This window comes from Oerskovia sp. NPDC060287 (genome assembly GCF_042726775.1).
GTDB classification, from domain to species: Bacteria; Actinomycetota; Actinomycetes; order Actinomycetales; family Cellulomonadaceae; genus Oerskovia; species Oerskovia merdavium.
Genome location: NZ_JBHXBO010000133.1, coordinates 1 through 11,825 on the forward strand (window position 1 = coordinate 1; position 11,825 = coordinate 11,825).

General features: G+C 74.3%; 9 protein-coding genes. 2 read left to right on the plus strand and 7 right to left on the minus strand.

Going from position 1 to position 11,825, the window contains the following annotated elements; genetic code table 11:
* Positions 1 to 45 precede the first annotated feature (45 nt).
* The gene (locus ACFWFR_RS12560) at positions 46 to 2,718 is read right to left on the minus strand and encodes a discoidin domain-containing protein (protein WP_377623177.1); all 2,673 of its coding nucleotides are present in this window, start codon (positions 2,716 to 2,718) and stop codon (positions 46 to 48) included.
* Positions 2,719 to 3,029: 311 nt separating this feature from the next.
* Between ACFWFR_RS12560 and ACFWFR_RS12565 the strand changes: the two genes are divergently transcribed.
* Entirely contained in the window at positions 3,030 to 3,575 is a 546-nt protein-coding gene (locus ACFWFR_RS12565; protein ID WP_191804725.1) for a YbhB/YbcL family Raf kinase inhibitor-like protein, read from the plus strand.
* Positions 3,572 to 4,165: a YbaK/EbsC family protein gene (locus ACFWFR_RS12570; RefSeq protein WP_377623178.1), complete on the plus strand. Its 594-nt coding sequence runs from the start codon at positions 3,572 to 3,574 to the stop codon at positions 4,163 to 4,165. Before ACFWFR_RS12565 ends, ACFWFR_RS12570 begins: the two co-directional genes overlap by 4 nt.
* 57 nt (positions 4,166 to 4,222) lie before the next feature.
* Here ACFWFR_RS12570 and ACFWFR_RS12575 read toward each other — a convergent pair whose 3' ends face one another.
* From ACFWFR_RS12575 to ACFWFR_RS12600, 6 genes are all read right to left on the minus strand, one after another.
* Positions 4,223 to 5,173, minus strand: coding sequence for a siderophore-interacting protein (locus tag ACFWFR_RS12575; RefSeq protein ID WP_193721033.1), 951 nt, complete (start codon positions 5,171 to 5,173; stop codon positions 4,223 to 4,225).
* Positions 5,174 to 5,290: 117 nt separating this feature from the next.
* Positions 5,291 to 7,447, minus strand: a complete 2,157-nt coding sequence (locus ACFWFR_RS12580; RefSeq protein WP_377623179.1) for an iron ABC transporter permease — start codon at positions 7,445 to 7,447, stop codon at positions 5,291 to 5,293.
* On the minus strand, positions 7,444 to 8,433 hold the full coding sequence (locus tag ACFWFR_RS12585; protein WP_377623180.1) for an ABC transporter substrate-binding protein: 990 nt from the start codon (positions 8,431 to 8,433) through the stop codon (positions 7,444 to 7,446). Before ACFWFR_RS12585 ends, ACFWFR_RS12580 begins: the two co-directional genes overlap by 4 nt.
* A gap of 104 nt (positions 8,434 to 8,537) precedes the next feature.
* Positions 8,538 to 9,404, minus strand: a complete 867-nt coding sequence (locus ACFWFR_RS12590; RefSeq protein WP_191804719.1) for an ABC transporter ATP-binding protein — start codon at positions 9,402 to 9,404, stop codon at positions 8,538 to 8,540.
* An 87-nt stretch (positions 9,405 to 9,491) separates the two neighbouring features.
* Positions 9,492 to 10,361 carry a universal stress protein gene (locus tag ACFWFR_RS12595; protein ID WP_377616933.1) on the minus strand — a complete coding sequence of 290 codons (870 nt, stop codon included), beginning with the start codon at positions 10,359 to 10,361 and terminating at the stop codon, positions 9,492 to 9,494.
* 100 nt (positions 10,362 to 10,461) lie between these two features.
* A complete protein-coding gene (locus tag ACFWFR_RS12600; RefSeq protein ID WP_377623181.1) occupies positions 10,462 to 11,742 on the minus strand; it encodes an APC family permease in 1,281 nt (426 codons plus the stop codon).
* Positions 11,743 to 11,825 lie beyond the last annotated feature (83 nt).

Genomic DNA, 11,825 nt, shown 5'->3' on the forward strand with positions numbered 1-11,825 from the left:
GCCTGTGCAGGCCGGACCCCTCGGGCGTTCGTCGTGCGTCAGGCGTCAGCCGCAGGCGGCCCCGGTGAACGGGACCTCGACGGATCCCGCCTGCCCGGGCGAGCCCGCCGGGGCGACGTCGACGACGGCAGTGCCACCCTCGACGCCCACGGCACGCGTGCTGAACGCGGCGTGCGCCCGCTTCTCCGGCGAGAGCGCGGAGAAGGTCCGGCTGCCGTACGGCGTCGTGACGACGACGTCGACGGGCGCCGCGTCGTCGTTGACGACGTCGACCGACAGCTGGGCCCGTCCGGCCACGCACCGCACGGTCGCGGTGGCCGTCACCTGCACGGGCTCGGCGGGCGCCGCCCCGCGCACCTCGAGGTCGTAGAGCGACAGGTACGGGTTGAGGCTCTTGGCCGTCGTCGTCACCCTGACGTACCGTGCGGCGGTCGCCGGCACGGTCAGGACGTCGGTGCGAGCCCCTCCCGCGAGCCCGGTCCTGGTCACGAGGGGGGACCAGGCGGCGCCGTCCTGCGACACCTCGACGCGGTAGGCGGTCGCCGAGGCGGCCTCCCAGCGCAGCGTGATCTCGTCGACCGTCCTGGCCGTGCCGAGGTCCACCTGGACCCAGGGCTGCGCACTGTAGTCGGCCGACCATCGCGTCGAGGGGTCGCCGTCGACGACGTTGGCCGCCGTCATGGTCGTGCCCGACTCGACGCCCGAGGCCGTCGCGACGGCACCCAGGGCGAGGTCCGGGCGACCCAGGACGCTCAGTCGCCACGCGCCGACGCCGTCCGGACCGCCGACGACCGAGCTCAGCCGGACGTACCGGGCCTCGTGGGCGGCGAACGTGGCGCGGTCGATCCCCGGCCCGGTCGTGTTGCGGTGCCGGGACGCCCTCGTCCAGGTGGACCCGTCGGCCGAGACCTCGACCGTGTAGCTCGTGGCTGCTGCCGCGGTCCAGTCGACCTCCACGGCACCGACCGTCTGCACCGACCCCAGGTCCACGGTGAGCGTGGCGGGCGCCGTCGACCGCGTGCTCCAGCGCGTCGTCGTCTGGCCGTCGGTGAGGTGCTCGGGACCGTTGCCCTCGTCCGCGGACGAGGCCGTCACGGTCGCGCCGTGGCTCAGCTCGCCCGCGAGCTGGCCGCCTCGCGTGAAGTCGACCACCTCGATGCCGGGGCCCAGGCCCAGAGTGCGCGTGAGCGCCGAGAACTGCGCGAACGTGAGCTCGGGCGTCGCGCCGTCCCAGGTCTTCTGCGCGATCGTCGGGAAGGACAGCTCGACCAGGCCGTGCACGTCCTGCTGCGTGTAGTCGGCGTGCACGAGGTCGTTCCAGACCGCGAACATGGCTCCCTCCGCGGCCCCCTCGGGCACGGTCTTGTTCCCGGTCCGGTTGGGCGCCCAGGACGAGTACAGCCACTGGTTGTTGAGCCCGTTGCCGTGGTAATAGCTCGCGAACGGGACGACGTACAGCGTCGAGTCGTCGGTGTTGAGGAACCGGTAGCCGTCGGCGTACGCCGACTCGATCGAGTACCAGCCGCCGTTCCACGAGTTGATCGTCACGTCACGGTCGTAGCCGTTCGCGTTGCCGTGCATCTGGGTGAAGCTCCCCCAGGCGCGCGGGTGCTTGCCGAGGCTGCGGACGTGGGCAGCCATGGTGTTGAAGTAGTCCCGGAAGAGCGCGGGCGACGCGTAGTACTCGTCGACTCCCATGTGGACGTCGGGGCCCTCGAACCACGGCGCGAACTCGGTGAAGATCGACTTCATGACCGCCGTCGCCTCGGGCTTGCTCAGGTCCAGGTGGTCGGAGTTGCCACCGTTCGTGCCGAGCTCGGGCTTCCAGCGGACGACCGAGCGCGCGTGGGCGGGCCCCTCGATCTCCGGGATGATCGTCACGGCGTGGGATGCCGCGGTGTCCTCGAAGGACTGCCAGTCCGCCCGGTCGTAGGCTCCGTCGGTCGATGCGAGACCCGCGAACGCGGGGTTGTCGGACTGGAGCCGGAAGCCGGCCTGAGCGTCGGCCCAGTTGCCGCCCGCGGGGCTGATCTCGTTGTCCATGAGGTGGATCTGGAACTCGTTGAGCTTGAACCAGCTCATCATCGAGATGTAGTCGCGGACGAACTCGGGCGTGAAGAAGCGCCGCCCCACGTCGAGCATGAAGCCGCGCGAGGCGTAGTCGGGCCAGTCGACCGACTCCCCGACGGGCACGCTTCCGCGGCCCGGGCTCTGGACCAGCACCTGCAGGAGGCTCCGGGTCCCGTAGAAGGCCCCCTGCTCGGTCGGTGCGGTCACGGTCACGCGTCCCGGGTCGACGTCGAGGACGTAGCCTTCCTCGTCGAAGCGCTCGCCGCCCGCGGCGTGGACGAGCGTCGGGTCGACGACCAGCACGATGTCGCCCTCGTCCGGTGCCGCGTCCACGGCGACGGGGACCGTGCGGGCCGTGAGGTCGGCGATGTCCGCCGCGACCTGCGCGCCCATCTCCTCGAGCGTGGCAGGGACGACGATCCGGGTCGAGGAGTCGAGATCGAACGACCCGCTGCCTCCCGTCCACTCCTTGAGCGTCGGGACGACCGCGGGCTTGGCGTTGGTGACGTCGGCGGCCGCGGGAGCCGTCAGGGCGACGCTCCCGGCGGCCGTGCCGAGCGCGAGGGCGAGGGCGGTGGCCGAGGCGACCGCCCGTCGTCGGGCACCGGACGACCTGCGTCCGGACAGGGGCCCTCTGGCGGGGCTCACGGGTGGTGGGACTGCGTGCATGGCGACCTGCTCTCTGGTCGGCGATGCGCCCGGGGGTCTGCCGGGACCGGTGGCGATCGACGCTCGTGACATGGCATCTGTGGCACTCACTGCGTGGCCCGAGGATCGCCCGGGCAGTCACCAGATTTGCGGGTGGTGACGGAGTTTGTCAATAGCGGGGCCTAAACAAGCACAATCCTGCAAAGTGTGGTTCGCTGGGCGGGCAAGGAGGGACAATTCACCGCGCGCTTCCGACCCCACCGACGCCCCCGCACCTGGCCCCTCCCCCGCCCACCGGGCACGATGGGACGATGAACCTCGCCGACCGGCCCCTCGCTCCCGACCCCTACTCGCTCCTGCCCCAGGTCCCACGCTTCAGCGTCACGAGCGACGACGTCGCGCACGGCGAACCCATGGCGCGCACGCACGCGGCCGGCGGCGACAACCGGTCGCCCGAGCTGTCCTGGAACCACTTCCCCGCGGCCACGCGCTCGTTCCTCGTGAGCTGCTTCGACATGGACGCGCCGACCCCGGCGGGCTACTGGCACTGGACCGTCGTCAACGTGCCCGCGTCCACCGTGACGCTCGCGCAGGGCGCAGGGTCACCCGGAGGCGGTTACCTCCCGCCGGGAGCGGTGCAGACCCGGCACGACGGCGGTGGGCCGGGCTACCTGGGCGCCGCACCCCCGCCCGGCGACAGACCGCACCGGTACGTGTTCGCGGTGCACGCGCTCGACGTCGAGACGCTCGACGTCACCCCCTCGACGACCGCGACCGCGGTCGCCATGGCGGCCGTGTTCCACACGATCGGGCGAGCGACCATCACGCCGACCTACCAGGTCCTGGTCGCCGCATGAGCCACGACGGGATCGACCGCCTCACCCTTCCGACCCTCGGCGACCTCGACTGGGTCCCCGCGACGACCCGGCCCGACCTGCTCGCACCGTCGGTCGCCGAGGCCCTCGCCCGGTGGACCGCTCAGGACCCCCGCGTCGCCGAGCAGGTCGCCGTCGTCGAGATCGACCCGGACCTCGCCGACACCGCCACGCTCAACGCGGCCCACGACCTGCCGCCCGCGGTCTCCGCGAACTGCGTCCTGGTCGCCGGGCGGCGCGGGGGCGACGAGCGGACCGCCGCGGCCGTCGTGCGGGCCACGACCCGGGCCGACGTGAACACGCGCGTGCGGTCGCTGCTCGACGTGCGCAAGGCCTCGTTCCTGCCCATGGACCGCGCGGTCGTCGAGTCCGGCATGGAGTACGGCGGGATCACCCCGATCGGGCTCCCCGAGGGATGGCGCGTGCTGCTCGACGCCGCCGTCGCCACGGACGGCGAGGCCGCGCTGATCGGGAGCGGGCTGCGCCGCTCCAAGCTGCTGCTGCCGGGCGCCCTGCTCGCGCGGCTGCCCGGGGTCGAGCTGGTCGAGGGGCTGGGCGTGCCGGTGGGGTGAGCGGGCGCCCGGCGCGGCCCTCACGGCCGTCAGCCCTCGGCGCGGCCCTCACAGCCGTCACCCCTCGGCGCGGCCCTCACGCCAGTAGCCCATGAACGCGACCGACCGACGGTCCACACCGCGCTCGGACACGAGGTAGCGCCGCAGCGTCTTGATGACCGAGGCCTCCCCGGCGAGCCACGCGTAGAGCTCGGCGCACGCGACCAGGGGTGCGCCGTCGTCGTCCACGGGAACCTCCCAGAGGATGTCCGTGTCGACGTCGACGTCCTCGAGCTCGGCCACCTCGCCGGCCGTGCCGGGGCGCGCCGCGAGCCCGCGCGCGGCGCAGGTCAGCGAGTGGGTCGCACCGCACACGTTGCGCTCGAGCAGGCGGTCCGCGGCCTCGCGGACGGCGGGCACGAGCAGGTCGCCGTGCGCCCGGCCCTCGCGGGCGAGCCAGGTGACGTTCACGCCGGCGGGCGCCGTGACGGGCAGGACGTCGCCCGCGTGCGGGACCTCGAGGAAGACCTCGCCGACCTCGTCGGCCGGGAGGGACTCCAGGATCGAGGCGATGGCCGGGACCGCGGTCTCGTCCCCGGCGAGCAGCAGCGCGTGGCTGCGGACCGGGCGAGAGAACTCGACGCCGCCGTGAGCACCGTGCCACAGCCCGTTGGGGCCCAGCAGGACGACCTCGGTACCGGGGCGCGCGGCGAGCGCCCACCGGGACGCGGGGCCCGCGTCGCCGTGCAGGACGAGGTCGACGTCCACCTCGGAGACCTCAGGACGCACCGCGCGCACGGTGTAGGTGCGCAGCGGGTTGCGCCGCTCCTCGGGCTGGGCACGCCAGGCGGCGTACCACTCGCCCGTGCGGTCGAGGTGCTCGTAGCCGCCGTCGGTCGCGGGCAGGACGAGCTTGATGCGCTGGTCCAGGCCGTTGTCGGCGAACTCGTGCAGGTCGTGGCCCGTGAAGGTCACGCGCAGGAAGCTGGGGGCCAGGCGCTCGACCCGTCGCACCTGCACGTCGAACATGCGGAACGGGGAGATCTCCTGCTCGGTCACGACACTGGTCTGGCTCACGTAGGCGAGCCTAACCAAACATCGGGCCCGGGTGAACCCCCGGACCCGTCCCTGTGGTCGGGATCACTCTCACGCCTCGCGGCCGCGGCTGCGCCACAGGAGCCACACGAAGTACGGCGCACCGATGAGCGCCGTCGTCAGGCCCGCGGGGATCTGGGCGGGTGCGATGACCGTGCGGCCCACGGTGTCGGCGACGCTCACGAGGACGGCCCCGAGCAGCATCGAGACCGGGATGACGCGACCGTTGCGGGACCCGACGAGGGCCCGCGCGGCGTGCGGGGCGACGAGACCCACGAAGCCCACGACGCCGACCGCGCACACCGCGGCGGCCGTCAGCACCGCGCTCGCGCCCAGGAGCAGCAGGCGCGTGCGGTCGAGGCGCAGACCCAGGACCCGCGGGGTGTCCTCGTCGAGCGCCAGGACGTCCATCTCACGCCGGTGGAGCACCGCGACGGGCACGACCACGAGCAGCGCGAGCACGACGGGGACCACGTGCTCGAGCGTGCGCCCGTACGTTGACCCGGACAGCCAGGTGAGCGCGAGGTTGAGGTTCCACGGGGCCACGACGACGATCACGAGCGTGGTCAGGGCCGTGGCCCCCGCGCTCATGCCGATGCCGATCAGCACGAGGCGGTCCGAGCTCAGTCCGCCCCGGTACGCCAGGCGGTAGACGATCGCGAACGTCCCGAGCGCGCCGACGACGGCCGCCACGGACATCCCCACGATGCCGACGCCGGGCACGAGCAGGACGACCGCGACGGCCCCCAGGCCTGCGCCCGCGGTCACGCCGAGCAGCCCAGGCTCGGCCAGCGGGTTGCGGCACACGGCCTGCACCACGGTTCCCGCCAGGCCCAGCGCGGCGCCCGCGAGGATCGCGGCGAGCGCGCGCGGGAAGCGCTGGTCGAGCACGAAGCTCACCTGCTTGCCCGCCCGGTCGGCGGCCCAGTTGAGGACGTCGCCCGTGAGCAGGAGCCGGTCGCCCAGCAGGAGCGCCGCGATCGTGGCCGCGACCAGGAGCGCGACCAGGACGGCCGTGACCACCAGCGCGCGGCGCGAGGTACGCGGCCGGACGTGCGCGGCCCGGGTCCCCGCAGCAGGTCCCGAGTCCTTGAGGCGGCGCGCGAGCCACACGAGCGTCGCGGCGCCGAACACGGTCGTGATGACGCCCGTCGGGACGGCGACGCCGTAGGTGCCGGGCAGCACGAGGCGCAGCAGGACGTCGGCGCCCAGGATGACGATCACGCCCGCGATCCCCGAGAGCGGGATGAGCACACGGTGCCGGTTGAGGCCCGGCACCTTGCGCGCCACGAGGCGCACGATCACCGGGGCGCACAGTCCGACGAACCCGACCGGGCCCGCGACCGTGACGGCCGTTGCGGACAGCAGGACCGCGAGCAGGATGGTCACGACGCGCGTGGCGCGCACGTCGATCCCGAGCACGGTCGCGGTGTCGTCGCCCAGTGCCAGGAGGTCCAGCCGGTGGGCCACGAGGACCAGGCCGCCGAGGCCCACGACCACGAGCGGGGCCGCGAGCGCGACCTGCGACGTGCCGGACTGGACGATCGAGCCGCTCCCCCATGCGAAGAGCCCCATGGTCTCCTGCTGGAACAGCACGAGCAGCACGGTCGTCAGCGAGTGCAGGGCCAGGGTGATCGCGGAGCCCGCGAGGATCAGCCGGGTGGGCCCGGCCGCGCCGCCGCGCGCCAGGACGAGCACCAGGCCCGAGGCCGCGAGGCCACCGATCAGCGCCAGGGTCCCCGAGAGGTAGAACGGGAGCGTCACGCCGACCACGGCCGCGCCCACGACGGCGACGTAGGCGCCCGCGTTGACCGCGAGCGTGTCGGGCGAGGCCAGCGGGTTGCGCGCCACGGACTGGAGTGCGGCTCCGGCCGCGCCGAGCGAGACGCCCACGAGGAGGCCCGCGAGCAGGCGGGGCAGGCGTGAGGCGACCAGGACGGCGGCCACGGTCCGGTCCGCGTCGGCGTCGGTCCCGCCCACGACGAGCCTCAGCAGGTCGCCGAGGCCGACGTCGGCCGTCCCCTGCGTGAGGTGGATCGCGGCCAGCACCAGGACGACGAGGATCGCGACGACGAACGCCGAGGCGACCGTCAGGCGGAACCGGACGCGCGAGCGCCCCAGGGGAACCGGCGGGGCCAGGAGCCCCGAGGAGTCGTCCGGGACCTCGCTCTGGGCCGTCGAGAGTCCCCCCGGGGCGCTCGTGCTCACTGGGTCAGTGCCGCGACGAGCGCGTCGACGTAGGCGTTGGCCGAGGCCGGGCCGCCGAACATCCAGATGCCGTCGGGGATGCGGTGCACGTCACCGGCGACGACGAACGGGAGCTGCTGCCAGATCGCGTTGTCCTTGAGCCCGTCCGCGAAGGGGTCGGCCTCGGAGTCGCTCGCGGCGTAGACGAACTGGACGTCGCTCAGCGCCGTGAGGCCCTCGACGTCGGTCTGCGCGAGGCCGTAGTCGGGGTCACCCTCGCCGGTCCAGGCGTTCTCGAGGCCCAGCTCGGCGCCGACCGCCCCCAGGAACGAACCGGGCGTGTACATGCGCACCGAGACGGTGCCGTTGTTGACCCAGCCGTCGGCCATGACGTACGAGGCGCCCGCGACGCCGGCCTCGTCGAGGGCCTTCTTGCCCTCGGCGACCTTGGTGTCGAAGCCCGCGAGCAGCTCGGCGCCCTTGTCCTCGGTACCCGTCGCGGTCGCGAGGGTCTCGACGGTCTGACGCATGTACCCGATCGGGTCGGTGCCGTCCGAGCCGCGCAGGGTGACGACGGGCGCGATGTCCTCGAGCTGGTCGATCACGTTGTCGGCCGTGTCCGTGGTGACGGCGATGAGGTCGGGCTCGAGCGCGGAGATCGCGTCGAGGCTCGCCTCGCCGCGCGTGCCGACGTCCGGGGTGGAGGCGTCGAGGGGCACCGAGGTGTCCCAGGTGTTGTAGCCCTCGACGTCGGCCTGGCCGACGATGTCGACGCCGAGCGCGAGCAGGTTCTCGGTCAGGCCCCACTCGAGCGAGACGACCTCGGTCGCAGGAGCGTCGAGCGTCTGCTCGCCGCGCTCGTCGGTGAAGGTGACGGGGCCCGCGTCGGAGGCGGCGGTCGCGTCGGCCGTGCCGGCGTCGGCCTCCTCCGTGGTGCCGCACGCGGTGAGGGTGAGCGCTGTCACGAGCAGGACGGCGGGCAGGCCGGTCCGGAGGGTCGTTCGCATGGGGGTCCTGTGTCCTTGAGGTGCGGCCCGCGCCGGGACGGCGTCGGGCTCGGTGGGCCACCGCGCGGAGGTGCGCGGCGGCACGGGGTGCGTCGGCCCGGCCGTCAGGGGACGGCGACGAGCCTGCGGGTCGTGTGCCGCCCGACGGGCGCGGTCTGCACCGTGCCGGTCAGCGGGTCGTGCGTGACCTCGATCCGGATGCCGTAGGTCTCGCTCAGGGCGTCGGCCGTCAGGACGTCCGCGGCCTCGCCCGCGGCGCGGACGACGCCGCGCTGGAGCAGGACCACGTGGTCGGCGACCGCGGCCGCCTGGTTGAGGTCGTGCAGCACGACGCCCACGGCCACGCCGTGGTCGTCCGCGAGGTCGCGCACGAGGTCGAGGATCTCGACCTGGTAGCGCAGGTCCAGGTAGGTCGTGGGCTCGTCGAGGAGCAGCACGCCCGTGTCCTGCGCGAGGCACGTCGCGAGCCACACGCGCTGGAGCTCACCGCCCGACAGCTCGTCGACGCCGCGCCCGGCCATGGCCGCGACGCCCGTGACGTCCATGGCCCACGCGATCGCGCGGGCGCCGTCGGGGTCCGTGGAGCGGAAGCGGGCCCGATGCGGGTGCCGTCCGTACCCGACGACGTCGCGCACGCTCACGCCGTTGGGCGTGGGCCTGCTCTGCGAGAGCAGCGTGACGCGGCGCGCGAAGTCCTTGGGGTGCAGCGCGAGCGCGTCGGGGACGTCGGGCAGGCTCACGGTCCCGTCGAGCGGCTTGTGCAGCCGGGCGAGCGAGCGCAGGAGCGTCGACTTGCCGCTCCCGTTGGGCCCGATCAGCGCGGTGACCTGTCCGGGGAGCAGACGCAACGAGGCGTCGTGCACGACGGCGTTCCCGTCGTACCCGAGGCTCAGCCCGGTCCCGGCGAGGGCCGGGAGGGCGGGGTCCTGGGCTGCCGTGGTGTCGTCGGCTCCCGATAAGGTCTGGCTCACAGAGGTGAGCCTAACCAAACATCCCCACCGGGTGAAAGTCCCAGGACCGAACCTGTGGCGGGGATCACGCGACCGTGGACACCGGGATCAGCGCACGATCGTCACGGGGCAGTGCGCCTCGCGCACCAGCGCGTGGCTCACCGAGCCCAGGACGAGCGCCGCGAACCCACCCCGGCCGCGCGAGCCCACGACGAGCCGCTCGGCCCCCTCCGAGGCCCTGACCAGCGCGGGAGCCGGGTAGGCCTCGACCGTCTCGCCCTCGACGTCGATCCCGTCGAACGCCTCGCGCACCTGGGCGAGCGCCGCGGCGAGCTGCCGCTCGGCGCCCTGCTCGGCGCGCTCGCGCGGGAACTCCGCAGCGACATAGCTCTCGAGGTGGGCCGAGGCCCGGGTCCACCAGGCCACCACGACACGCAGGGACGCCTGGCGCGAGACGGCCACCTCGGCCGCGTGCAGCAGCGCGTCGGTCGAGGCCGCCGACCCGTCGACCCCCACGACGACGGGCAGGTTCACGTCGCGCAGCGCCTCGACGTCGCCGTGCACCACGACGACCGGGCAGTGCGCGTGCGCCGCGACCGCGAGCGCCACCGAACCGCCCAGCTCACCGCGCACCCGACCGTGGTCCCCCGATCCGACGACCACGACCGAGGCGTCGAGCGACGTCCCGACCAGGGCCGCGGCCGGCGTCGCGTACTCGAGCGACGCCTCGACCTCGACGTCCGGCTCGACCTCGAGCGCCTTGCCCCGACCTCGCTCGGCGAGGGCGCGGGCGCCGGCCTGCGCGTTCTCGCCACCGCCCGGCAAGGAGGGTTCGAGGTGGGTGTCGTGCGCGTCACGCGCGAAGACGACGTCGAGCCGCGTGCTGCGCCGTCGGGCTTCACGCGCAGCCCACCGCACCGCGGAGGTCGCCGAGGGCGACCCGTCATACCCGACAACGACCGGTCCGACGCTGGACATACGTCCATGGTCACCCCGCGGGCGCCCCGGCGCCAGACGCGACGACCGCGCGCACCGGTGGCCTGGTCCGGCGGCGACGCCCCGGGCGGGCTGCCGCCGGTCACGCCCCCGGCTCTCGGTGACCTACCGCCGCCCGGGCGACGGCACGCCCGACCAGTCCCCCGACGAGCACCGCCGACCCCGCGAGCACGGACGCGAGCGGGAGCGAGGCCGCGAGCGTCAGGCAGCCGACGAGCCCCAGGATCTGGAGGCCGCGAGGCCACCGACGGTCGTCGGGCCCCTGCGTGAGGGCCGCCAGGTTGGCGACCGCGTAGTACGTCAGCACCGCGAAGGACGAGAACCCGACGGCCGTGCGGAGGTCTGCCACCAGGACGAGGACGACGAGGACGGTCCCCAGCACGGCCTCGGCCCGCGCCGGCACCCGATGCACCGGGTGCACCGCCGCGAGCGGGCCGGGCAGGTCCCCCTCGCGAGCCATCGCGAGGGTCGTCCGTCCCACCCCGGCGACCAGCCCCAGGAGCGCTCCCCCGCAGGCTGCGGCGGCACCGACCCGCACGACCACGTCCCCTCCGGGCCACCCGGCCGCGCCGACGACGTCGGCGAGCGGCGCCGTCGACCCCGCGAGGCCGTCCGCGCCGAGCGCCCGCAGCGCGCCGAACCCGACCACCGCGTAGACGACCACCACGATCCCGAGCGCGAGCTGGATCGCGCGCGGGATCGTGACCCGCGGGTTCCGCACCTCCTCGCCCAGCGTCGCGACCCGCGCGTACCCGGCGAACGCGAAGAACAGCAGCCCCGCGCTCTGGAGCACGCCGTGCACCCCGTGGGGTGCGCCCCCGCCTAGCTGGGTCTCGGCGGCGGGGACCTGCCAGGCGGCCACGACCACGAGCACCAGGACGAGCGCGGTCGCGGCGACCAGGACGCGCGTGACCTGGGCCGTACGGGTCACGCCCCGGGCGTTGACGGCGACCAGCGCCACGACGACGAGCGCGGCCACGAGGCGCTGCGCCCCGGGGGCGGCGTAGGCCGCGAAGGTCAGGGCCATGGCCGCGCACGAGGCCGTCTTCCCGACGACGAAGGACCACCCCGCGGCGAACCCCCACCACGGTCCGAGGCGTTCGCGCCCGTACACGTAGGCCCCGCCCGACGTCGGGTACCGGGCCGCGAGCTGCGCCGTGGACGTCGCGTTGGCGTACGCGACCAGGGCCGCGAGCCCCAGTCCCCCGAGCAGCCACCACCCGGCAGCGGCGGCCGCCGGGGCGAAGACCGCGAACACCCCTGCGCCGAGCATCGAACCGACGCCGATCACGACGCCGTCCGCGAGGCCCAGGCGCCGGGCGAGCGGGGCGGGCTGGGAGGACTCTGCGGGCTGTGCGGTCACGGTGCGACCGTAGCGAGGCCGGGTGAACGGGACGTGGCGACGTCCGCCGTCGAGTGCGTGGTTCGGCTGCGACTCGCCGGGCG